Genomic DNA, 22,293 nt, shown 5'->3' with positions numbered 1-22,293 from the left:
TGTCCAAGTTAAGTGGGCGACAAGTTAAAATATTCAATCTCAAATCCCAAATTGATTGACGAACGATCGCGTACAATAAATCTGGGGAAAAAGTAGGCGCAGGCGGTTGCGGATGAGTGAAAGCTTGTCTGAGGAAAGTCCGGGCTCCCGAAAAACCAAACTTGCTGGGTAACGCCCAGTGCGAGCGATCGTGAGGATAGTGCCACAGAAAGATACCGCCAATTAGTCATTAGTCAGCAGTCATTGGTCATTAGTAAGTAACTGAGGATTTTTGACTGGGAAGCAACAACTAATTTGGTAAGGGTGCAAAGGTGCGGTAAGAGCGCACCAGCAGCATCGAGAGGTGCTGGCTCGGTAAACCCCAGTTGGGAGCAAGGTCGGAGGGACTATGGTTGGTTTTTTACCAGTTCCGTTTTTTGGTACTGCTTGAGGCGTCTGGTAACAGGCGTCCCAGATAGATAACTGCCCTCGAAAACTGCTTGCAGTTGAGAGAACAGAACCCGGCTTATGTCCGACTTTTTCCCCCCCAAAATCCCCGACTGGGAGAGTGGGGGAGGGGGAGAGTGGGAGAGTGGGAGAGTCAGAGAATTTTTAGATATTTTTAGAATAAGGTGAGATACACCAGATACATTCCCAATGCCCCATGCCCAATGCCCCATGCCCAATGCCCCATGCCCCATGCCCAATTCCCCATTCCGTATGAATCTGATTTATCCGGGTCGCCAAAAGCAACTTGAAACATTAATTCAAAAATTGGGACTGACGAAGGATGCTTCGATAAAATGGCATCTCCTCGATTTAGCTTTGACTCATGCGAGCGCGTCAGCTAAGGCAAATTACGAGCAACTAGAGTTTGTCGGCGATGCAGTTGTGCGGCTGGCTGCGTCGGAATTGTTGTTTGAGATTTATCCTGACTGTACAGTGGGGGAATTTGCTGCTATTCGATCGATCTTGGTGAGCGATCGCATTCTTGCTAAAATCGCTGAAAGTTACGGGTTCGATCGCTATTTAATTGTTTCCAGCAGCGCCGCCTCGGACAAAACAGGCGCTGAACCCCGGCTAGCCGATGCTTTGGAAGCGGTACTGGCTGCGCTTTATTTGAGTACCCAGAGCTTAGAATTAATTCGCCCTTGGCTAGATTCTCACTTTCAACGCTTAGCGACAGAAATCCGCAGCGATCCTGCCCGCCAAAACTACAAAGCTGCTCTCCAAGAGTTGACTCAAGGCAAATACAAAACTTTGCCCAAATATAGCGTGCAAGAAACCGGGACAGTGCAGGGCGGGGAGGATCGTTTTACCGCAGAAGTTCTCATTCAGGGAAAGTTGGTAGCAGAGGGAAAAGGTCGATCGATCAAAGCGGCCGAACAAGCAGCGGCTCAGGCAGCTTTCAATAAATTAGTTGGTAGTCAGTTGACTGTTGACTGTTGACTGTTGACTGTTGACTGGTGTTATCAGTTATTGGTTATTTGTTAGCTGCTACCAATAACCAATAACAAATAACCAATAACTACTGCCAACAGTCAACAGTCAACAGTGATTTTTTTGAGTTAAAACATAGATAATAATCACAAAATATGCTATAATTGCTGTGCGATTTTTGAAATTATAATTAATGAAAATCGGAATAGCTGTATTGGGTGCAGGCCGCTGGGGAGTTAACTTAATTCGCAACTTTATCGAACATCCCAACAGCGAAGTTTTAGCGGTGGTAGACCCGAATCGAGATTCATTGGAGGCCGTTCAAAAACAGTTTAATCTTGATGCCTCGGTGATTCTAGCTACCGATTGGTCTCAAGTGCAAGCCTTGCCGAGACTGCAAGCTGTGGCGATCGCTACTCCAGCTTCCACACACTACACCCTCGCAGCAGCAGCGCTGAAACAAGGCTACCACGTCTTAGCAGAAAAACCCCTCGCCCTCAACCTGACTGAAGCAATAGAACTCTGTCAATTAGCCGAAAAACAGCAGCGGCAACTCTTCGTTGACCACACTTATCTGTTTCATCCAGCAGTCGATCGAGGCCAAAGAATTATTCAACAGCATCAACTCGGAAAATTGCGCTACGGTTACGCCCAGCGCACCCATTTTGAACCGGTTCGCCATGACGTTGATGCCCTTTGGGACTTGGCTATTCACGATATCGCTATTTTCAATACTTGGCTGGAACAAACGCCAATTGAAGTAAGGGCGATCGGCACTGTTTTTCCGAAGGAAGAAGGAGGAAGGAAGAAGGAAGAAGGAAGAGGGAAGAAGGAAGAAGGAAGAGGGAAGAAGGAAGAAGGAGGAAGGAAGAAGGAAGAAGGAAGAGGGAAGAAGGAAGAAGGAAGAGGGAAGAAGGAAGAAGGAAGAGGGAAGAAGGAAGAAGGAATAAATCAAGAAGCAGCAGAAATTGAAAATCAATTTTCTCCTTCACTGCTGACTACTAATCCTGCAGAAAAACTAGCAGATTTAGTTTGGGTAACGCTCACCTATCCCGACGGATTTCAAGCATTTATTCACCTGTGCTGGCTAAATCCCGACAAACAACGGCGCTTAACAGTTGTTGGCAGTTTGGGAACCTTGATTTTTGACGAAATGTCGCCAGAAACTCCGCTGATTGTGCAGCGCGGCCATTCAGATTGCGGGGGCGAAGAGAATAACTCTTTTGAAAGTGCGATCATCGCGCCGCAGCCAACAAGCATCAGACACCGCGAAGTGTTGAGTTTAGAACAAGTAGAACCGCTGATGAGAGTGTGCGATCGCTTCCTCAACTGCGTGCAAACTAATACCGCCTGTCCTACCTCTTCGGGCGCGGCCTCCGTCGAATTAATCCGCATTCTCAGCACTTTGAGCAAATCCCTCGAACTCGGCGGACAGCCCCTAATACCATTTGAGATTTGAGATTTGAGATTTGAGATTGGGAAAATCACTCCTCAACTTTTGAAATTTCCCTTTTCCGTTACTAAGTCCGGGCTGTGAAAATAAAAACTTGACGGCTGATTGACAGGCAAAGAAATCATCACCGTAGTACCTTGATTCACGCCCGCGCTGTGCAGGGTAATGCTTCCGATCATAGATTCCATTATCCTTCGCGAGATAGCCAAGCCCAAACCGTTACCGCCAAACTTGCGAGTTGTAGAACCATCAGCCATCACAAAAGGTTGAAACAATTTCTGCTGGTGCTCGGGATCGATACCAATTCCCGTATCTTTAATTGTCACCACCACCCAATCGCTTTGACCGCTGGTGCCAGTCGTACTTTCCCCACTGCCGTTAAAACTACCAGAATTAGTTCTCGATTCTAGCCGCACAGATATACTAATGCTGCCCGACTCTGTAAACTTAACGGCATTGCTCAAAACATTTAAAAACACCTGTTTGAGCTTCTCTGGATCGGCATGAACAATAATCGGATCGTGAGGAGCTGGCAAACTTAACTTCAAGCCTTTTTCCTCAATTTGAGCCGATTGCAAATCAATCGCGTCTTCCAGTACCTGAGTAATATCAACTACTTCTAACATCATGGAGAAGGTGCCGGATTCTATTTTAGCAATGTCCAAAATATCATTAATAATATTAAGCAATTGCATGGACGAGTCGTGGGCCCGCTGTAAAAATTCCATTTCTTCATCTCGGTCATCGCAGTAGCCGTCCCGCACAATTTGAATAAAACCAATAATCCCGTTGAGCGGCGTTCTCAATTCGTGAGAAATATTCCCCAAAAATTCATTTTTTAATTGATTGGCAACTTGCGCTTCTTTGGTTGCGACTTCCAATTCTCTGGCCCAGGATCTGAGGCGCTGCACCATGCTGTTGAGTGCTTCTGATAGTTGATTAAATTCCCTAATTTGGAAATCTTGGGGAACTGTCTGCGACGCTTCCGTATCTACTTTCATCGCGTAGTCTCTCAGTTTTTCCACAGGACGCGCCAAGTCGCGAGACAGATATAAAGTCGCGATGATACTAGCAGCAACCAAACCTACAATTAAATTAAATAAAACTTGCTGAATTTCTTCCAAACCCGACAGAGCGTAATCTAAACGAGAGACAGCTAAAATAATCCACTTGCTGTTCTCCTGTGTAGTTGAAGGACTCGGGATTGCGGCGTATCCTGCTAGCAACTCTACACCATTTCTTTCAAAGGAAAATAGGTGGAGAAAAGCTGTTCCGCCTGCGATCGCCCTTCTGACAATACTTTTTAGTCGAGCGGCATCTGCCTCTTGGTCAATATTGCGGCCCACGCGATTGATATTCGGGTGCGCCAAAATCGTCCCATCTTGGTCGATCGCCACCGTATAGCCGGCTAAAGAACCCTTGGGAGCGCTGGTTTGCACAGGCAATGCCGACTGCAAACTCAAAGCATAACTCAACTGCAGGGTATTGCCCCGACGAATGTAAACAGGAGCGCTCAACACCAAACTCGCTTGGCTATCGGAGCCTTCTTTACCCGCAGCGGGAAAATCCTCAGCCCCCAAAGCCGCCTTCTGATCGTTTGCTGTCCCCTGTCGCTGCGGAGGTAAGGACAGACTGATGTAAACGCTCTTGTCGTCCAGCAGCGTTTGCTGCTGCTGTACGGGTGGCCAAAATTTTGCCGGCAACGACTGAATCGGCTGCTGCCCGCAAGTGCTTGCTATCACTTGATTTGTCTTTAAATTAGTCAATTGCAAGCAATCAACCTGCGCTGGCAACCGCTGCCCTAATTGGGCGATAAACTTTTGATAATCCTTCGGATCTACCGACTGCAACATCGAGCTTTCCGAAGCGCCGATCAGATTCGACTTCAGCGATTTCGCCCACTGTTCAATAGTTTCTGCTTTTCTGACTGCACTTTCTGTCAAGTTTTGACGAGCAGTTTCCAGAAGCGTCGAGCGTGCCTTGCGATAGGTAACATACTCCCCCACCAGTAGAACAGGTACGCTGAGCAACAAAATCCGCGACAGTAAAATACGGCGAAAGGAGGATTGACCTAACTTAACCATAGGAAATATCTAAATTAAGGTGCAACACCCAACAGCGACCATTACAGTGAAATAAACCAGACCGAAAGCATGAATCTGTCTAGGGGGCTCTGCTGACTGGACAACACAGCTTCAGAACAACATTTAAACACAATTATAGAAGCCACTGTAGTAATCTCGATTCTAAGTGTGTGGACTAAAAGATGCTCAGCAATTTGTTGGGCAAATGCCTGTGATTTCGATCACACTTCCCTTCTCAATTCTCGGAGCGAGTGACACCCGATCGCCCCAGGGCACATTTTTCCGGCTGGAAAAAGCGTCGGGTGGACATACCGCAGTTGCTTGAAGCTAGAATCGCATAGATGCCTTCACCCCAAATTAACAGGCAAAAAGTTCGGTTTCCGGCTAGTGTACAGAGATAATTCTTGCTCGATCGGACTTTTTCTTCCCAATGCCTTCGAGAGATGGGCCAGAGATGGGCGATGCGAGATTTGGCATCCTGTGAAAGATTTCTTTTGCCATCCGATTGATTCAGTGACAATAATTCACCGGTCAAACAAAAAGAATGAGACGATCGAGCTGCCGATCAACTCTGACAACCCTAATGTGGGCAACCTTGGCCCAAACAGTGCACCCACGATCCGTAAATTCGCGGTCTCGGCAATAATCTCCATAGCTTAATCGATGAAAAAAAACTTTAGCAATTATACGTATTATTACACAAACAACCGTCCGAGATATCATCACGCATATTTGATATCTCCCCTTTTAGAAATGCTGGCGACACTTCAGCAGACCAGCAAGACAAAACTCCGAGTTTTGGATCTCGGCTGCGGCAATGGCAGCCTCAGTCACGTTATCGCAGAGCACGGCTGCGAAGTTGTCGGCGTTGACACTTCTGCCCCCGGAATTGCCATCTCCCGTCAAAGTTTCCCCGATTGTCAGTTTATCGAAGCAGATATTTACGACCTTCCAGATATCGATATTCTGAACTCATTTGATGTTGTCTTAGCTATTGAAGTAATCGAACACTTGCTTTATCCTAAAGAACTAGCAAAAACTGCAAAAAGATGCCTCAAGCCAGGAGGAAGACTAATTATTTCCACACCCTATCACGGCTATTTAAAAAATCTGGTTTTAGCGGCTTCTGGCAAACTAGATCAACATTTTACCGTTCTTTGGGATAACGGACACATTAAATTTTTTTCAGTAGAGACGCTGACCAAGTTATTAACATCTGAAGGATACACCGACATAAAATTTAAATTTGCTGGTCGGTGTCCCTATCTTTGGAAATCAATGTTATGCTCTAGTAAGTTTTCAGGATAACCTGAAAAGTTATGAGTTGTGATTTGTCAATAAATTAAGTTTTTTGACTAGACATCCAGGCCTCATAAAAACTAAAAAATAAGTTTCACTAAAAAAGTAAAATGACTGTTGGCGTTTGGATATTAGGCGATCAACTGTGGGAGAACCAAGCTGCTCTCAACCGCACAGATGATAAATCCTCCCTACCGATAATTTTAATTGAATCTTGGCAGCACGTTCAACAGCGGCGCTACCACCAACAAAAATTAGTATTAATTTGGTCGGCAATGCGGCACTTCGCTAAAGAATTGCGCGGCGGTGGATGGCAAGTTACTTACACAAAAGCGGAGGACTTTGAAGCACCTCTCAAAGCTTGGATACAAGCTCACAATATCACTGAAGTGCGGGTGATGGCTCCGAACGATCGACCTTTCTTACAGCTCGTTCAAAACTTGCAACTCCCCTGTAAAATAACCCTAATTCCCAACAATCAATTCCTCTGGACAGAAACAGAATTCAAAGATTGGGCTTCAAGCCGCAAACGTTTGTTAATGGAAGACTTCTATCGAGCCAGCCGCCAGCGTTTTCAAGTTTTAATAGATAGCAGCAATAAACCTGTGGGAGGGAAGTGGAATTTTGACAAAGAAAATCGTCAGCCACCAAAAGGAAAACTGGATACACCGAAACCTCTCTGGTTTGAACCGGACGCCATAACTCAAGAAGTTATCGCACAAGTTAAATCTCTATCTTTCCCAACTTACGGAAGTATTGAACCTTTTCGCTGGGCGGTTACACGAGAGCAAGCATTGCAAGTATTAGATAATTTCATCGAACAGTGTCTCCCCGCTTTTGGCCCTTATCAAGACGCGATGGTAACGGGGGAGGAAACAATGTGGCATTCCCTAATTTCTCCTTATCTCAATATTGGCTTGCTGCATCCTTTAGAAGTTATTCAAGCGGCCGAAACAGCCTACCTCGAAAAAAACTTAAATTTAAACGGCGTCGAAGGTTTTATCCGCCAAATTCTGGGCTGGCGAGAATACATTCGCGGTATGTATTTTTACGTGGATGCTGATTATTTTGAAAAGAATTGGTTCAACCACACTCAGCCACTGCCGGAGTTTTTTTGGGACGCTAGTAAAACAGATATGAACTGTTTGTGCCAAGTTTTAACTCAAGTCGAAGGCAGCGGTTACGCGCACCATATCCAGCGGTTGATGATTTTGAGCAATTTTGGTCTAATTGCGGGAATCTCGCCCCAGGAGCTAGAAAAATGGTTCCACAGTGCGTTTGTGGATGCCTATGACTGGGTAATGCAGACTAATGTGCTGGGCATGGGTTTGTTTGCTGACGGCGGTGTGTTGGCCTCGAAGCCCTATGCTGCTTCTGCCAATTACATTAATAAAATGAGTGATTATTGTCGGGGGTGCAAATTCGATCGCACAGTGCGATCGGGCGAAAATGCCTGTCCCTTCAACTTCTTCTACTGGGATTTCCTAGCGCGCCACCGGGACAAACTTCAGTCGATCGGTCGCATGAGCTTTATCTTAGCCAATCTCGACAAAATGCCGCCGGCAGAATTGGCAACCATCCACCAAAAAGCAGCAGAGTGGCACTTAGGAAGTCATTAGTCAGTAGTCAGTAGTCAGTAGTCAGTAGTCAGTAGTCAGTAGTCAGTTGTTAATCCTTTGCAGTGGCTAATAACAAATAACCAATAACATTGATCAACAGTCAACAGTCAACAGTCAACAGTCAACAATGCCCCATGCCCCATGCCCCATGCCCTTAACATTAATCAACAGTCAACAGTCAACAGTCAACAGTCAACAATGCCCCATGCCCCATGCCCATGCCCCATGCCCTTTGCAATTCTTATTTTTTCCCTGACTTTTCCCTAAACATTCCACAGCGTTTCCACAGGCAAGTCTGAGGTTTTCCACAGATCCGACAAAGTTTTCCACAGAAATTAACGGCACGGTAGCATCTTGCTGCGGAATTGGGGATTTCCTTAACTTGCTGGCTAATTCCTCATAAACCCCCCAGCACATAAAGATATGTAACAAAAAATGCCCTAAAAAGCTCATTCTTTGGTAAACCTTTTTTTTATATAAAGGAGTTTGTAATATTTCGCAACATTGACAAACCCACCCCCTCATAGCGCACAATGATGCGACCGACCTAAAAAAAAGCGCTCTGATTTCGGCCGTCCCTGCACCTGTATCCGGCCGAAGGGGGGGTTCTGTTTTCAATTTATTAGCGAGACTAAAAAAAATGATGAACCCAACAGTCAGTATTTTTGCTGAAATTCCCGAAACGCTGCACGATTCTCTCAAAACTTACCTGGAAACCCATCCCGAATGGGATCTAGACCGAGTATTTTGCGCCGCCCTATCGCTGTTTTTGTTGCAGAATGCCGATAGCGGTACGCCTGAAGCTTCGCGCAGTTATCGCCAAGCTGCGAGAGTTTATCTCGAAACTCTGTTTCAATCTCCTCAAGACTTGCACAGCAACAATGTAACTCCGTCGTCTTAAAGGATCAGGGGAGAGGGGGAGACGCGGTTTCTGGGAAGGATTTTAGTTGACCGAGAGGGTGGGCACTGCATAGGTGTCCACTTAAGCTTAAAATCCCTGAGAACTATCGCTATAGCTTAATGCCAAGCCCCATTGCATCTCCCTTAAGAAGCAGGGCGGTTTCATTCTCACGAAAATCGGGATTTTGTAGGGGTAGTGCCCCCGTGCCTACCCCCTCCACGGACGAGGGAATCGGTGTTTCAAATATCGGGGCAACCACGGGGGGATTGCCCCTACAAGAGAATAAAAAATCCCCCCGGACAATCAGGGGATGCCGGGAGGATAAACTGCCTTAATCGTCAAACAGTAGACGGGTAGTACATAAGACGCGCTTGTTTACACGCATGGTGCTTATGGCGCAGTCTACACACTACAAACTAATGGCTGAAGACTACATCATGCCCATGCCGCCCATGCCGCCCATGCCGCCCATGCCGCCCATGCCGCCCATGCCGCCCATGCCGCCCATGCCGCCCATGTCGCCCATGTCGCCGCCGGCTTTTTTCTTCTCGGGTTTTTCGACAATCACAGCTTCAGTGGTCAAAACCATACCAGCGATGGAACCGGCATTTTGCAAAGCCGATCGCACCACCTTAGCCGGGTCAATAATCCCGGCGGCAATCATATCTTCGTACACGTCGGTGAGTGCGTTGTAGCCAATGTTGAATTCGCTCGCCCGCACTCGTTCGATGACGATCGAACCTTCAACGCCGGCATTATCAGCGATTTGACGCAAAGGTGCTTCCAAAGCTTTCTTCACCAAGTCAGCGCCTACTTGTTCTTCGGCGTCTAAAGTATTTCTGATCGCATCTATTTTTGTAATCAGGTGAATTAGCGTCGTGCCACCGCCGGCAACGATACCTTCTTCCACAGCAGCTTTAGTAGCGTTCAAAGCGTCTTCAATACGCAGTTTACGGTCTTTGAGCTCGGTTTCGGTAGCTGCGCCGACTTTAATTACAGCGATGCCGCCGGCGAGTTTGGCGATGCGTTCGGTTAGCTTTTCCTTGTCGTAGTCGGAATCCGTCGCTTCTAGCTGCTTGCGGATTTGCTCGATCCGTTTTAGCACGTCAGCTTTGTGTTCTTCGCCAGCAACAACGATCGTGTTTTCTTTGTCGATCGTAATTTTGCGGGCGGTACCGAGCATTTCTAGGGTTGCGGTATCGATGCTGAGTCCGACTTCTTCGGAGATCAGTTGACCGCCAGTGAGAACGGCGATATCTTGAAGCATAGCTTTGCGCCGCTCACCAAAACCAGGAGATTTCGTTGCTGCGATGTTCAATACGCCGCGGGCTTTGTTGACTACCAGAGTTGCCAAAGCTTCGCCTTCAATATCTTCGGCGATAATTAGCAGCGGTTGACCGGTGCGGGCGATTTTTTCGAGAACTGGAATTAGTTCTTGAATCGAGCTAATTTTTTTGTCGGTAATCAGGATGCGAGCGTTTTCGTACTCAACTTCCATGCGATCGGTGTTAGTGACGAAATACGGAGAAAGATATCCGCGATCGTACTGCATCCCTTCGACCACTTCCAATTCCGTTGTCAGAGATTTCGACTCTTCAACAGTAATTACGCCGTCTTTCGTGACTTTTTCCATGGCTTGGGCAATCATGGCGCCGACTTCTTCGTCGTTACCGGCGGAGACAGTGGCGACTTGAGCAATTGCAGCCCCTTCGACGGGTTTCGCCAATTTCTCGATTTCCAGCACCAAGTGGGCGATCGTTTTTTCAATACCCCGGCGCAGCGCGACTGGGTTTGCGCCTGCAGCGACATTCTTCAAACCTTCGCGAATGAGGGATTGAGCTAGAACCGTTGCGGTTGTTGTGCCGTCGCCTGCGATATCTTTAGTTTTGGAGGCGACTTCTTGAATTAAGCGAGCGCCAGCATTTTCCAGGGGGTCTTCGAGCTCGATATCCCTAGCAACGGTGATACCGTCGTTAACGATTTGGGGAGCGCCGTATTTCTTTTCCAATAGGACATTCCGGCCTTTCGGGCCCAAGGTGATGCGGACAGCATCGGCGAGTTGATTGACGCCGCGTTCTAGTGCCCGCCGAGATTTGTCGCTAAATGCAACTATTTTGGTCATGTTTGTCTCCAATCACTTACATTAGCAAATTTAGCACTCTCTGAGTCTGAGTGCTAAGTCGATCGATTTTTGATTGTAGCGCGACTCAACGCTCGGCGGGATTGCGGGGGCGGATTGGGATTTGGGCGATCGTTCCGGGTGGCTAAGGACAGGGCAATGCCGTGTGGCCACAGCGGGTAGGGGCACGGCACTGCCGTGTCCTCACAGATATCCTGTCCCGCAGATATAATATGGTTTGTTACATCTCGATCGGGTTTTGGCTCGGCCCCAAACCCAACTTTTATGGCGCGTCATCCCCAAGCAGAATTTTTATTCAAATTTTCTTAACTTGTGTTTTCGGTCATCTACCTTTCGATAGAGCTTCTATTCTTTTTTCAAACTTCTACCTTCTATAGCAACCGCCAAGACTATTAGGACGTTCTTAATTGCTGAAAACCTTGGGGAAGACTCCTTCTTCCTTCAGCATCCATCCGTTACATCCGTTACAAAATCCGCTGCCGAACCTTCTTCCTTCTTCCTTCTTCCTTCTTCCTATGGCTCGTTATTCTCGACTGCAAAAACTCGGATCTTATATGCGCCCGCACTGGAAACCAACATTCTGGGGCATTTTTTCGCTATTAGTTGTCAATGCTGTGGGCGTTTACATTCCCCTGCTGATTCGGAATTCAGTTGACACTCTCCAAGTGGCGACAAAATTTGACGAAGTTTTCAACTTCGTGGCACTAATTCTGATTCTCGCCTCAATCATGTGGGTGATTCGGATGGCGTCGCGGATTTTGCTGTTTGGCGTCGGGCGTCAAGTCGAATTTGACCTCAAACAGCAAATATTTAATCATTTATTAACATTAGAACCCTCTTATTTTGCAGCCAATACGGTAGGAGATTTAATTAACCGCGCTACTTCCGATTTGGACAATATTCGGCGCTTGGTGGGGTTTGCGGTGCTCAGTTTGGCGAATACAGCTTTTGCTTATGCTTTGAGTTTGCCGGTGATGCTGGGGATTAATGTAAGGTTGACGCTGTTTGCGATCGCAGTTTATCCTTTAATGCTGGTTTTGGTACAGTTATTTAGCGACAAACTTCGCATCCAACAGTTAGCCGTGCAAGAGGAATTGTCGGCGATGAGCGATTTAATTCAAGAAGATATGAGCGGGATGTCCGTAATTAAAATCTACGCTCAAGAAGAAAACGAACGCCGAGCTTTTCGCAATTCCAATGCGAAGTTGCTATCAGCAAATTTGGAATTAGCAAAAACTAGAAACTTTATTTTTCCACTGCTGGGCGGTTTGGCAAGCATTAGTTTATTGGTGCTGCTTTCTGCTGGTGGCGGGGCAATTGCTAGTGGCCAAATTAGCATTGGCGATTTTGTGGCGTTGCTGATTTATGTCGAGCGTTTGGTGTTTCCGACGGCGTTGTTGGGTTTCACAATTACTGCTTACCAGCGGGGAGAAGTGAGTGTCGATCGCATCGAATCAATTCTGACTGTGGAACCGCAAATTAAGGATGCTCCCGATGCAGTTGAACTTGCAACTCCAGTCAAAGGCGAAATTGCGGCTCGCCATCTAAATTATACGTATCCGGGCGCTAAGACACCCGCGCTTAAAGATGTTGACTTTACCATAAAACCGGGAGAAACTGTCGCAATTGTTGGGGCGATCGGATCGGGAAAATCAACTTTAGCTAATGCGCTGCCACGCTTGCTAGATATCGCTCCGGGTCAGTTATTTGTAGACGGACAGGATATTACCGAGGTAAAATTGACCGAATTGCGCGGGGCGATCGCCTACGTTCCGCAAGAAAGCTTTCTGTTCGGCACTACCATCAAGAATAACATCCGCTACGGAAACCCTTTAGCGGAACAGCCGGAGATTGAAGCCGCAGCAAAACAAGCGCAAATTCACGCCGAAATCCTCAACTTTCCGCAGCAGTACAAAACAGTTGTCGGCGAGCGCGGCATTACTTTATCCGGCGGACAGCGCCAGCGGACAGCACTTGCTCGCGCTTTGTTAGTTGACGCCCCGGTGTTAATTTTGGATGACGCTCTTTCCAGCGTTGACAATCAAACTGCTACCGACATTTTGCGAAACTTGGCAACGGGAACCGATCGCAAAACGGTAATTTTTATCTCGCATCAAATGTCGGCGGCGGCTAGTGCCGATCGCATTTTTGTGATGGAGAGAGGAGAAATAGTTCAGAGTGGCAGTCACGTTGAATTGGTAGGGCAAACAGGGCTTTATCAGTATTTGTGGAACCAGCAAAAATTAGAGGAATTGCTGCATTGACCAGTGACCCATACTTTGAGTTATACCAAATCCGGTAGCCTCGGAATTAATATTACCCACAGCTTTCGACACCGCGAGTGTCCCGTGTCCCTACAATTAATCCGGGTAGGGAGACGGCACTGCCGTGTCCTCTATAGCAATCCTAAATCATTTGTGAATTTCTTACTCCCTCCCCTTACCAAGGGGAGGGTTGGGGTGGGGTAAAAAGTTTACAACTCCTGCAAGGATTGCTATATATAATTCCGGTGCAACCGGAAACGATACCATAGGATTTTGGGGAGCAAGAAGCAACCAAATTTATTGCCCCTCGATTTTAATTAGCTACATTACTCAAGGGAATTTCTTCTTGTTGTTGAAATAATTTAATCGATTGCAGACTATCTGAAGCAGCATCCCAAAGAATGAATTGGAAGCAGTCAGGAATATCGCGAATTGTCAGGGATTTTGAATTAGCAAGCAGGTGAATATTAGCATTGTGACAAGCCCGAAGATTATAGTTAGGTATTCGCTCAGAAAGATGATGAATATTGTGGTAAGCAATATCAGCCGAAAACCAATTAAGAATAGTTGGTAATTTCAGATAACTGCTGCCTTCTATTGCGCCCAGCAGATAGTCCCAGCCCTCTGTTTTGTGGGCGTAAGAACCCTCAAAGTTATGCTGTACAAAGAAAATACAGATAAATATTGCCGCCGAACAAGTCATGACAATTGAGTAAACACTCCAGAAAAAGCCAAACCCCAGTAAGTTGCTCAGATAAATCCAGCTACCAACAACACAAATATTGTTGAACAGTAAATCCCAAAATTCAGCCGTCGTATACCAATGTTTGGATTTATAAGAAGCAATGATTGCAGATAAACCCATGCCAAAATCTTGATTGAGACAAGCAAAAATATGTCTGATAAAACCAGTAATTCCCAAGATTAGCGCGAGTCGGGGCTTAATAATTAGATAGAAAAAACCACCGGGAAACAGCATCAATGGGTGTCTGAGTAACTGATACATCTTTTGACTAAATGGACTTAGCGCCGCAAATTTTTCGGTGGATATCAACGCCGAAGGGCCTCGGTACATATCCCAATTACCATTATGTTTGTGGTGATAAGCGTGTCCCCTCGACCAGGGGTACTGAGGAATCGCATTGATGATACCTAGCAGAAAACCCATAAGGCGATTGACTTTTTTGGAACTAAAAAGAGAATAGTGCCCGCAATCGTGCATCAAAGAAAAACAACGTCCTGAAAAAAGTGTCATCAACACCATTATCGGCGGCAGCAAGAATACAGAAATGGCAGCAGCTTTAAATGCTAAAAACCATAATAATGTATAAGGAATGACTGTATTGAGTATTTGGCAAGTAGCTGTCAAATTGTTGCTCTTCATATAAGGAGCTAGCACAAAATCCGACTTGTTGATCGCGTTTTTCATTCAGTATATCTATGGTGTGTGGATAAGTGCTTAGCTTAGCATCAGGAGAGGTTCGCTATTTTGGGTTGTGTTTTATTGCAGGTAATTGGGTTAATTGCGGTTAAAATTTTGCCCATACTTTACAAAACTGCGGATAATATTTAGTTCATTAGCTCATCCTTTTGGTGGTTTCGCCAAGCTGAAATTTATCCCAGCTTTGACGTTCTTAATCATAACAAACGGCAAGAGTAATGTCTAATTGTTGCAGAAAATCGATTTCTATTTGACCGTCATTTGTTAGCAGAATAATTTCTTGGGTGGGATGGTATGTCGCAATGATTTGAAGCAAAATTGAGCTAGCGGATGGCTCTCTTGACGGTCGTTACAGATAATCTGTTAGCGATAATTCAGTTAGGAATTGCAAGTGATGCGGAACCGTAGAGACTGTATAATCTCATCACATTTGCGGGACAGGGGCGGATTTACGCCGGACTTTCCCCGTTTCTTCCAAAGGTTTTTTTGTTGGAACCGATTTTTGCACATTTATGAGGTTATCACAACTGTGCTTTGTTTACAGAAAAAACTGTGAAGCCTGTCAACAGCCGAACAAATCGCTGCACCGGAAGGCATGAATATCATTGGTTGGTTGCACGGCATTCGGTGATGTATGCCGCTATTTTTGCTTGCATCCTCTGTGCCACACTTTACGGTTGCGGGTTCTACCCCAACTCGATCGCACGCTCAAAATTTGGGCTACACGCGAAAACGTTTTATTGGCGGGCTATAGGGGCGATCGACAAACCGCCCGCCTCGGAAACCAAAGCTGACACAACATCCATAACCGCAGAAGATTTTGGATCAACTCCTTGAGACGAGAATTTGAAGGACGATCGCAATTGCCTGCGTTTTTTGTGCTCGGAGATAGCTCGGATTTGCTACAATCTAATCGCACACGCGACTAGAAATGGGTTATGACCGAACTATTAGATGAGACGCTTTCTATTGAAATGGCCGCTCGCATCAAAAGCAACCGTAAAAACTGCTTTGACAACGCCTGTAAAGCAGCATTAGCCACCGAGGGCGCGATTTATGTTCAAGGCTTTTTAGCTGTGCCGGGAGTGCCATATAAACCCATCGAGTATAGCTGGATTGAACTAGACGAGCGAATTGTTGACCCAACCTTTCCCCATCTCGGTTTCATCGCTCAAGACATTCATTACTTCCCAGTCCAGCGCTTCAGCGTCAAGAAACTCAAAGCAATCCTAGAAGAATCAAAAGAAGATTATCCTGAAGACGACCCGCTGCCGATTTATGGCAATCAACCTTATGAATATTACGGCGATTTGATGTTAGGCGGTAGCGATTACCAAAATGCTTACGATTTGGCTGCTGCTAAATGCAGGGAATTAAACCAACCCAAAAAACAGGATGCGAACTAATTCAGGACTTACCAAAAAATGGTTTGGCGCGCTGCTTCCAGCGGTAAGGTGTGCACTGTGCCCCCTACAGATACAGATTACTGTAGCAACTGTTCTGTCGATTAATATACTTCATCATGACTTCCCAAATCTACAAACACGGCTTTTCCGTCTTCTGTAAAGTAGAAAAGTACCCTTTCGTCGTAATCTACGCTAAAGCTCCAAAACTCCTTGAGCCTACCGGACAATTTATGAGTTTTTAAGCTTGGTTCAAACGGCTCTCTGATGAACTGTTCCAGCTTTTGCCAAAACCTAGCCTCCAAATCAGCATCGCCTTTGATCCGCTTTTTGAAAGCACGCTTGAATGAAGAACTGAAACTGACTTCCACGATTATTCCTCTATCATTACTCTGAGTTCATTGATGTTAGCAAAAAAATTCAGTTCCCCTTTTTGTTGTTCAATCTGCGCTGACTTAAAGTTTTGATACATCTCTTCGCGACGTTCTTCCCGGAGATATTGCTTCAACAACAGTTGAAGCTCTTGCTTTTCGTCAGTAGAAAGATTCTTGATCGTCTCGACCACATCACTGAAAGTCATAACTTACAAAACCCTATTGTGCTGATTAGATTATAGCAAAAAATATCCTTTTGGTTGACTGTCGTTTCTAGTTCCCCGGCTCTGCCTCGTCTTAAAAAAAGCAAAAAATCTCACTATTTACCATTTTCAAACTTCCAAGATTCAGGAAACCTCGAATAATGAAAAGCAGCCAATAACGGATCTGATTTCTGATTCGCCATCAAATCCGCCAACAATTTAGCAGTCACCGGAGCCAACAAAATGCCATTGCGGTAATGCCCCGTAGCCCAGGTCAAATTATCCCAAGCACTAGCACCCAAAATCGGCAACTCATCAGGAGTAGCAGGGCGAAATCCCCACCAAAACTCCAGTATCGGATAATTTTGTAATTCGGGATATAACTTAATCGATCCTGCTAGCAAAGTTTGGATTCCCGCAGGCGTATTTCCCGGCATGAAATCCACATTTTCGCTAGTTGCACCAATAATAATTCTGCCATCTTGACGCGGTACAATATAAATGCCACTCCCGAATAGAACGGTTTGCAGGGGCTGGATAACTCCCCAATCTTCTGGTACACATACTGACAGCATTTGTCCCTTTCTTGGAAAAACAGGAACATTCAATAACTGCTCAGACCAAGGACCCGCAGCCAAAACATAACGGTCTGCTTGCAATTTTCCTGCCGTTGTTTCCACTCCAACAACTCGGTTTCCCTGCCGAATAATTTCCCCTGCATTGCCTTGAATAATCTCAATCTGCAATTCTTTAGTTGCGGCCTGAAGCGTCCGAAATAAAGCGCGGTTGTCAACTTGAGCGTCGTCAGGATACCACCAACCGCCAATTACTTCTTGACCTAATCCAAACTGGTGCTGGCGAACAGCATCTCTGTCCAACCATTGATAATTAAGGTTTGACAAAAGTGGCTTTTCTTGAGGCTCATTTTGACAAACTGGTGCGAGAATTCCCGATCGCCAATATCCCGTTTTCAATCCGGTAATATCTTCTAGCTGTTCCACCCAGGCGGGATACAGTGCGCGGCTTTGCAAGCACAAATCCAGCATCGGACTGGGGGGAATTCGTTCGGCTTGCGGGGCAAGCATTCCAGCGGCAGCCCGGGTCGTCGGTTGTTTAGAATCAGCGGTGAGAACCGCGACAGATGCCCCTCGCAATTTCAGTTCTACTGCTAGCGAAAGACCAATTATTCCGCCGCCAATAATCAGAATATCTTTAGATGAATTCATTAACTTTTATAGGGACTTTCTGGCTTGTTTGACCTCTCGGCTTTCTTTAGGGTAAGGTGCGCTAAGCACACCTTACAGTTAGAATTATTATGCAAGTCTTACAGATTATCTGGCAAGGCGATCGTCCTATCAGCCTTTCTTAACAAAAAATCTATCCTTGGGGGTTCCAGACAGTTTCAGAACCTTGACCCCAGAAACCGTCATATTTTGTCACCTTAATATCGCCTAAAACCTTGGTTTGGCAGGACAAGCGGCGGTTGGAGGCGGGAGAATGGGGAGGAACCGAAAGTCGAGCTTTTTCGCGCCACTGGGGCTCGGAAACTTCACCCTCGACGGTGACGGCGCAGGTGCCGCAAGTGCCGAGCCCGTGGCAGTTGATGACTTTGGCGTTGCCGTTGTAGAGATCGATGCCGTTTTTGAGCAAAACTTCACGGAGATTCGCTCCGCGATCGCACTCAAATGTTTTTCCTTGCGCTTGTACCTTGACCACAGTAATTTACCCCAGTTAGATTTATGTTAATTTTCCTATATATTATCGCATTAAATTCAAATAAATTCATCTAATATGGTAAGTGATATATTACCAATTTCTCGATCGCAATTTCCCATGACAAATCGGCTCTGGATCTACGATACCACGCTGCGAGACGGTGCTCAGTGCGAGGGACTCTCCTTATCTCTCGAAGACAAACTGCGAATTGCTCGACAGTTAGACAGTTTAGGAATTCCCTTTATTGAAGGCGGCTGGCCGGGGGCAAATCCTAAAGACGTACAATTTTTTTGGCGTCTCAAAGAACAGCCCCTAACTCAAGCAGAAGTTGTAGCTTTTTGTTCGACTAGGCGGCCGGGAACTACGGCAGCTAATGATGAAATGTTGCAGGCTATTTTGTCCGCCGGTACTCGCTGGGTGACGCTGTTTGGCAAGTCGTGGGATTTGCACGTTATTGAAAGTTTGAAGACGACGCTAGAAGAAAATCTGGCGATGATTCGAGATACAATTGAATATTTGCGGAGTCAGGGAAGGCGCGTTATTTACGATGCCGAACACTGGTTTGACGGCTATAAACACAATCGAGATTATGCTATTAAAACTTTAGAAGTAGCCGCCGATGCCGGTGCAGAATGGCTAGTGCTTTGCGATACTAACGGCGGTACTTTGCCTCACGAAGTCAGTCAGGTTGTTCGCGAGGTGGCAGAAATAATAGAAAGTTGGGATATTTCTGAATCGGAAATTCACCCCCCCCAACCCCCCCTTATTAAGGGGGGGAGAAAGTCTCAAATTCAACTGGGAGTTCACACTCACAACGACTCAGGAGTTGCGGTTGCTAATGCTTTGGCTGCTGTACGGGAAGGAGTGAGGATGGTACAGGGAACTATAAACGGTTACGGTGAACGCTGCGGCAATGCTAATTTATGCTCTTTGATTCCTAACTTTCAGATCAAGTTGGGTTATGATTGCATTCAAGACGAGCAATTAGTTAAATTAACTCAGGTTAGCCGATCGATTAGTGAAATTGTCAATCTTGCTCCCGATGATCATGCTCCTTTTGTGGGTCTTTCGGCTTTTGCTCACAAAGGCGGAATTCATGTATCGGCTGTTGAGAAAAATCCGTTAACTTACGAACATTTAGAACCGGAAAAAATTGGCAACAGGCGGCGAATTGTGATTTCCGATCAAGCTGGTTTGAGCAATGTTTTGGCGAAGGCGCGCACTTTTGGCATGGATCTCGATCGCAAAAATCCTGCTTGCCGCCAAATTTTGGAAAAATTGAAAGATTTGGAAAGCCAGGGATATCAATTTGAAGGTGCTGAGGCTTCTTTTGAATTGTTAATGCGGGAGGCTTTGGGAAAGCGTAAGCGTTTATTTGAAATCAAAGGTTTTCAAGTTCACTGCGATAAAGGTAGGGAGGAAACAGTTAATTCTTTAGCAACGGTGAAAGTGACTGTTAACGGTCAAGATATTCTGGAATGCGCGGAAGGAAACGGGCCTGTTTCGGCACTTGATGCGGCTTTGCGGAAGGCTTTGCGGAATTTTTATCCGGCAATTACTGATTTTAACTTAACAGATTATAAGGTGCGAATTCTGGACGGATGTGCGGGAACTTCTGCTAAAACTCGCGTGTTGGTTGAGTTTAGCAACGGTCAAGACCGCTGGACGACTGTGGGGGTTTCTGGTAATATTTTGGATGCTTCTTATCAAGCGGTTGTTGAGGGTTTGGAGTATGGTTTGGTGTTGGGAGATAGGGAGGCGATCGTTTTAACTGTGTCGAGTTATTAGGTTAACGGCGAAGAGAAGTTGCCTGAATATCGATGTTTAAATAGATACCAAGGGGAGCATCTCAATGAAAGCAGCCAAGCCCAAAATTGGAGTTTTGAGGCAGGAGGAAAGAGTCATATCAATTCCGGTTACACCGTCCGTGATTGTTGACTGTTGACTGTTGACTGTTGACTGTAGAAGGAGGGGTCGAAAAACTGAATAGTTGAGTGTTAACTGTTGACTCGCTTTTATGATTCCGATGCAACCGGAAACGATATCAGAAGGAAGGAGCCAGAAGAAGTGTTTTTACAAATATGAGATGCTCCCCTACTTTTGGGAGCATCTCAATGAAAGCAGCCAAGCTAGAAATTGGAGTTTTGAGGCAGGAGGCTCTCTTGCTGCGAGGCAGGAGGAAAGAGCCAGAAGGAAGGAGCCAGAAGAAGTGTTTTTACAAATATGAGATGCTCCCCTACTTTTTCACCTCATTATTATTACCTTCCCCAACGATCGATCGCAATCCCTCCATCGTAGCGGGAATGCTGCGGGGGTCCATAAACATCACCTTGCTGCTGTCGCTGCTGCCAATTTTTAAGCCCATATCGAGATAGTTTTGAGCTAACAAAAATTGTAAAGCTTCCCGAGCATTGGGGTCATTTTGCAGAGTTTTGCCGATTATTTGCAAGGCCTCGGAAGTAGCTTGAGCTTTCAAAACCTGACTTTGGCGTTCTGCTTGAGCTTTCAGGACGATCGCCTTTTGTTGAGCTTCCGCTTCCAAAATAGTCGCTTTTTGGCGCGCTTCTGCATCCAAAACTTGCGCTTCTGCTTTACCTTTGGCGCTGTTAACTGCTGACTCGCGTTCGCCCTCGGATGTCAGAATTGCCGCCCGCTTGCGTCGATCGGCTGCCATCTGCAATTCCATCGATTCCTGTACAGTTTTAGAAGGAATAATATCCCGCAATTCTACCCGCGTTACTTTCACTCCCCAAGGATCAGTAACAATATCTAAATCTCTGAGCAATATTTCATTAATTTGAGAACGAGCAGTAAAGGTTTGTTCGAGATCCAGTTGACCCATTTCGGCGCGAATTTGAGTCAGCACCATATTTACCATTGCTGACTGGAGATTTTCTACTTTGTAACAAGCTTTTTCCAAGTCTACAATGCGCCAGTAAACCACAGCATCAACGGTGAAGGAAACGTTGTCGCGGGTAATACAAGCTTGCGGGGGAATATCTAAGACTTTTTCCCGAATTGTTTGCTCGTACACGACGCGATCGAGAAATGGCTTGACAAAATTCAAACCGGGTTCCAGTCTCCTGCCACTGTATTTACCTAAAGTTTCCACCAGCGCTTCATTTCCCTGATTGATAATCTTGACGGAACCTGCGAGGGCTGAGCCGCCAAGTGCTAAAAATACAAGTAAAAAAAATTGTTCCACGGTCGCCTCCTATAAATATTGAGTGTTGACTGTTGACTGTTGACTGTTGACTGTTGACTGTTAAATATTGACTAATAACCAATGACTAATGACTAATGACTAATGACTAATGACTACTGACTACTGACTACTAATTGTCTGTGATTAATTACGCATTTTGTTTAAGAATGCAAGAGATTTTCGGGCAAAACTATCAGAGTAGTGCCTTTTCGTCCCACGACAATTACGTTTTGGTTGGGGGGGATAGTGGCCTTCGTGTCTTCGCAGCGAGCTTGCCAAGAATTCCCCTCATAAATGACTCGGCCGGCTTCTCCGGGGGGAATTTCTGTTAAAGTTTTTGCTTCCTGAGAATCGGCGATCGCCCTTGCGGTGCCTTTTGGTATCAACCGCCGAGACAGCAGCACAAAAACTGTCGAAAACACCATCCACAGGAAAATTTGTAAATTAACGTAAGGTAGAACTAGAGAGCATCCAGCTACGGCGAAGGCGCTCAGTCCCATCATAAAAGCGACAAAAGCAGTCGGGAGAAATAGCTCTGCCAAACAGAGCAAAGACCCAGCTATCAGCCAAAGGAGCGTAGGAGTCAAGATCATAAAAAGAATAGGTGATACTATTTAGATCTTAGATTGGAAATTTAAGATTTAAGAATTGCCAACAACTGACTATGCAAGGGTTTGCGACTTGCAGCCCCTCAGAGCGATTTTTCGCGCAGCGGTACCAGGTTGAGGCTTCCATCGTACTCCAAGTCTGAGTTAAGTAACTTAAATTACAA

21 protein-coding genes and 1 other RNA gene are annotated in these 22,293 nt (G+C 45.9%); 11 read left to right on the top strand and 11 right to left on the bottom strand.

Going from position 1 to position 22,293, the window contains the following annotated elements:
- Nucleotides 1-89 precede the first annotated feature (89 nt).
- The 3 genes from rnpB (at nt 90) to QUA43_RS13695 (ending at nt 2,878) form a co-directional block, all read left to right on the top strand.
- Nucleotides 90-523, top strand: an RNA gene (rnpB, locus tag QUA43_RS13705) — RNase P RNA component class A.
- A gap of 176 nt (nt 524-699) precedes the next feature.
- The gene (gene rnc, locus QUA43_RS13700) at nt 700-1,428 is read left to right on the top strand and encodes a ribonuclease III (RefSeq protein ID WP_333374627.1); all 729 of its coding nucleotides are present in this window, start codon (nt 700-702) and stop codon (nt 1,426-1,428) included.
- Nucleotides 1,429-1,612: 184 nt separating this feature from the next.
- Complete coding sequence (locus QUA43_RS13695; protein WP_333374565.1) at nt 1,613-2,878, top strand: Gfo/Idh/MocA family oxidoreductase; 1,266 nt, start codon at nt 1,613-1,615, stop codon at nt 2,876-2,878.
- A 32-nt stretch (nt 2,879-2,910) separates the two neighbouring features.
- On the opposite strand, the gene QUA43_RS13690 is transcribed toward QUA43_RS13695, so the two are convergent.
- Complete coding sequence (locus QUA43_RS13690) at nt 2,911-4,956, bottom strand: sensor histidine kinase (protein ID WP_333374564.1); 2,046 nt, start codon at nt 4,954-4,956, stop codon at nt 2,911-2,913.
- Nucleotides 4,957-5,191: 235 nt separating this feature from the next.
- The gene (locus QUA43_RS13685) at nt 5,192-5,476 is read right to left on the bottom strand and encodes a hypothetical protein (RefSeq protein WP_333374563.1); all 285 of its coding nucleotides are present in this window, start codon (nt 5,474-5,476) and stop codon (nt 5,192-5,194) included.
- 212 nt (nt 5,477-5,688) lie between these two features.
- Between QUA43_RS13685 and QUA43_RS13680 the strand changes: the two genes are divergently transcribed.
- Entirely contained in the window at nt 5,689-6,264 is a 576-nt protein-coding gene (locus tag QUA43_RS13680) for a class I SAM-dependent methyltransferase (RefSeq protein WP_333374561.1), read from the top strand.
- A 101-nt stretch (nt 6,265-6,365) separates the two neighbouring features.
- Nucleotides 6,366-7,874 carry a cryptochrome/photolyase family protein gene (locus QUA43_RS13675; RefSeq protein WP_333374560.1) on the top strand — a complete coding sequence of 503 codons (1,509 nt, stop codon included), beginning with the start codon at nt 6,366-6,368 and terminating at the stop codon, nt 7,872-7,874.
- A gap of 192 nt (nt 7,875-8,066) precedes the next feature.
- Here QUA43_RS13675 and QUA43_RS13670 read toward each other — a convergent pair whose 3' ends face one another.
- Nucleotides 8,067-8,291: a hypothetical protein gene (locus QUA43_RS13670; RefSeq protein WP_333374559.1), complete on the bottom strand. Its 225-nt coding sequence runs from the start codon at nt 8,289-8,291 to the stop codon at nt 8,067-8,069.
- 226 nt (nt 8,292-8,517) lie between these two features.
- Here QUA43_RS13670 and QUA43_RS13665 point away from each other — a divergent pair, with 226 nt between their 5' ends.
- Complete coding sequence (locus QUA43_RS13665) at nt 8,518-8,775, top strand: DUF2811 domain-containing protein (RefSeq protein ID WP_050813024.1); 258 nt, start codon at nt 8,518-8,520, stop codon at nt 8,773-8,775.
- A 430-nt stretch (nt 8,776-9,205) separates the two neighbouring features.
- Here QUA43_RS13665 and groL read toward each other — a convergent pair whose 3' ends face one another.
- A complete protein-coding gene (gene groL / locus QUA43_RS13660) occupies nt 9,206-10,897 on the bottom strand; it encodes a chaperonin GroEL (RefSeq protein WP_333084624.1) in 1,692 nt (563 codons plus the stop codon).
- A 533-nt stretch (nt 10,898-11,430) separates the two neighbouring features.
- On the opposite strand from groL, the gene QUA43_RS13655 reads away from it, so the two are divergent.
- Nucleotides 11,431-13,179: an ABC transporter ATP-binding protein gene (locus QUA43_RS13655; protein WP_333374625.1), complete on the top strand. Its 1,749-nt coding sequence runs from the start codon at nt 11,431-11,433 to the stop codon at nt 13,177-13,179.
- Between the two features lie 313 nt (nt 13,180-13,492).
- Here the strand turns inward: QUA43_RS13655 and QUA43_RS13650 are convergent, their stop codons facing one another.
- The gene (locus QUA43_RS13650) at nt 13,493-14,608 is read right to left on the bottom strand and encodes a fatty acid desaturase (protein WP_333374557.1); all 1,116 of its coding nucleotides are present in this window, start codon (nt 14,606-14,608) and stop codon (nt 13,493-13,495) included.
- 564 nt (nt 14,609-15,172) lie between these two features.
- Here QUA43_RS13650 and QUA43_RS13645 point away from each other — a divergent pair.
- Both QUA43_RS13645 and QUA43_RS13640 read left to right on the top strand, forming a co-directional pair.
- Nucleotides 15,173-15,457, top strand: a complete 285-nt coding sequence (locus QUA43_RS13645; RefSeq protein ID WP_333374556.1) for a hypothetical protein — start codon at nt 15,173-15,175, stop codon at nt 15,455-15,457.
- A gap of 101 nt (nt 15,458-15,558) precedes the next feature.
- On the top strand, nt 15,559-16,026 hold the full coding sequence (locus tag QUA43_RS13640) for a hypothetical protein (RefSeq protein ID WP_190734193.1): 468 nt from the start codon (nt 15,559-15,561) through the stop codon (nt 16,024-16,026).
- A 101-nt stretch (nt 16,027-16,127) separates the two neighbouring features.
- Here the strand turns inward: QUA43_RS13640 and QUA43_RS13635 are convergent, their stop codons facing one another.
- From QUA43_RS13635 to QUA43_RS13620, 4 genes are all read right to left on the bottom strand, one after another.
- The gene (locus QUA43_RS13635) at nt 16,128-16,394 is read right to left on the bottom strand and encodes a type II toxin-antitoxin system YafQ family toxin (protein WP_333200466.1); all 267 of its coding nucleotides are present in this window, start codon (nt 16,392-16,394) and stop codon (nt 16,128-16,130) included.
- A gap of 2 nt (nt 16,395-16,396) precedes the next feature.
- Complete coding sequence (locus tag QUA43_RS13630; RefSeq protein ID WP_333374554.1) at nt 16,397-16,603, bottom strand: hypothetical protein; 207 nt, start codon at nt 16,601-16,603, stop codon at nt 16,397-16,399.
- Nucleotides 16,604-16,716: 113 nt separating this feature from the next.
- Entirely contained in the window at nt 16,717-17,826 is a 1,110-nt protein-coding gene (gene thiO, locus QUA43_RS13625; RefSeq protein WP_333374552.1) for a glycine oxidase ThiO, read from the bottom strand.
- 151 nt (nt 17,827-17,977) lie between these two features.
- Nucleotides 17,978-18,316 carry a 2Fe-2S iron-sulfur cluster-binding protein gene (locus QUA43_RS13620; RefSeq protein WP_333240989.1) on the bottom strand — a complete coding sequence of 113 codons (339 nt, stop codon included), beginning with the start codon at nt 18,314-18,316 and terminating at the stop codon, nt 17,978-17,980.
- 75 nt (nt 18,317-18,391) lie between these two features.
- Between QUA43_RS13620 and cimA the strand changes: the two genes are divergently transcribed.
- Together cimA and QUA43_RS13610 are read left to right on the top strand one after the other, a co-directional pair.
- Nucleotides 18,392-20,104, top strand: a complete 1,713-nt coding sequence (cimA, locus tag QUA43_RS13615; RefSeq protein ID WP_445301969.1) for a citramalate synthase — start codon at nt 18,392-18,394, stop codon at nt 20,102-20,104.
- Between the two features lie 229 nt (nt 20,105-20,333).
- Nucleotides 20,334-20,543, top strand: a complete 210-nt coding sequence (locus QUA43_RS13610) for a hypothetical protein (protein ID WP_333374550.1) — start codon at nt 20,334-20,336, stop codon at nt 20,541-20,543.
- A gap of 9 nt (nt 20,544-20,552) precedes the next feature.
- On the opposite strand, the gene QUA43_RS13605 is transcribed toward QUA43_RS13610, so the two are convergent.
- Entirely contained in the window at nt 20,553-21,521 is a 969-nt protein-coding gene (locus tag QUA43_RS13605) for an SPFH domain-containing protein (protein ID WP_333374549.1), read from the bottom strand.
- 161 nt (nt 21,522-21,682) lie between these two features.
- The gene (locus QUA43_RS13600; RefSeq protein WP_333051437.1) at nt 21,683-22,114 is read right to left on the bottom strand and encodes an NfeD family protein; all 432 of its coding nucleotides are present in this window, start codon (nt 22,112-22,114) and stop codon (nt 21,683-21,685) included.
- Nucleotides 22,115-22,293: the final 179 nt, after the last annotated feature.

This window comes from Microcoleus sp. N9_B4, assembly GCF_036701635.1.
Classification (GTDB): domain Bacteria; phylum Cyanobacteriota; class Cyanobacteriia; order Cyanobacteriales; family Microcoleaceae; genus Microcoleus.
This window is presented reverse-complemented; position numbering and strand designations above follow the sequence as displayed.

Excerpts from the sequence above, each read along its gene's own strand:
- rnc (WP_333374627.1), top strand. The coding sequence starts at position 700 with ATGAATCTGATTTATCCGGGTCGCCAAAAGCAACTTGAAACATTAATT.
- QUA43_RS13695 (WP_333374565.1), top strand. The coding sequence starts at position 1,613 with ATGAAAATCGGAATAGCTGTATTGGGTGCAGGCCGCTGGGGAGTTAAC.
- QUA43_RS13690 (WP_333374564.1), bottom strand. The coding sequence starts at position 4,956 with ATGGTTAAGTTAGGTCAATCCTCCTTTCGCCGTATTTTACTGTCGCGG.
- QUA43_RS13675 (WP_333374560.1), top strand. The coding sequence starts at position 6,366 with ATGACTGTTGGCGTTTGGATATTAGGCGATCAACTGTGGGAGAACCAA.
- QUA43_RS13670 (WP_333374559.1), bottom strand. The coding sequence starts at position 8,291 with ATGTGCTGGGGGGTTTATGAGGAATTAGCCAGCAAGTTAAGGAAATCC.
- QUA43_RS13665 (WP_050813024.1), top strand. The coding sequence starts at position 8,518 with ATGAACCCAACAGTCAGTATTTTTGCTGAAATTCCCGAAACGCTGCAC.
- groL (WP_333084624.1), bottom strand. The coding sequence starts at position 10,897 with ATGACCAAAATAGTTGCATTTAGCGACAAATCTCGGCGGGCACTAGAA.
- QUA43_RS13655 (WP_333374625.1), top strand. The coding sequence starts at position 11,431 with ATGGCTCGTTATTCTCGACTGCAAAAACTCGGATCTTATATGCGCCCG.
- QUA43_RS13650 (WP_333374557.1), bottom strand. The coding sequence starts at position 14,608 with ATGAAAAACGCGATCAACAAGTCGGATTTTGTGCTAGCTCCTTATATG.
- QUA43_RS13640 (WP_190734193.1), top strand. The coding sequence starts at position 15,559 with ATGACCGAACTATTAGATGAGACGCTTTCTATTGAAATGGCCGCTCGC.
- QUA43_RS13630 (WP_333374554.1), bottom strand. The coding sequence starts at position 16,603 with ATGACTTTCAGTGATGTGGTCGAGACGATCAAGAATCTTTCTACTGAC.
- thiO (WP_333374552.1), bottom strand. The coding sequence starts at position 17,826 with ATGAATTCATCTAAAGATATTCTGATTATTGGCGGCGGAATAATTGGT.
- cimA (WP_445301969.1), top strand. The coding sequence starts at position 18,392 with ATGGTAAGTGATATATTACCAATTTCTCGATCGCAATTTCCCATGACA.
- QUA43_RS13610 (WP_333374550.1), top strand. The coding sequence starts at position 20,334 with ATGATTCCGATGCAACCGGAAACGATATCAGAAGGAAGGAGCCAGAAG.
- QUA43_RS13600 (WP_333051437.1), bottom strand. The coding sequence starts at position 22,114 with ATGATCTTGACTCCTACGCTCCTTTGGCTGATAGCTGGGTCTTTGCTC.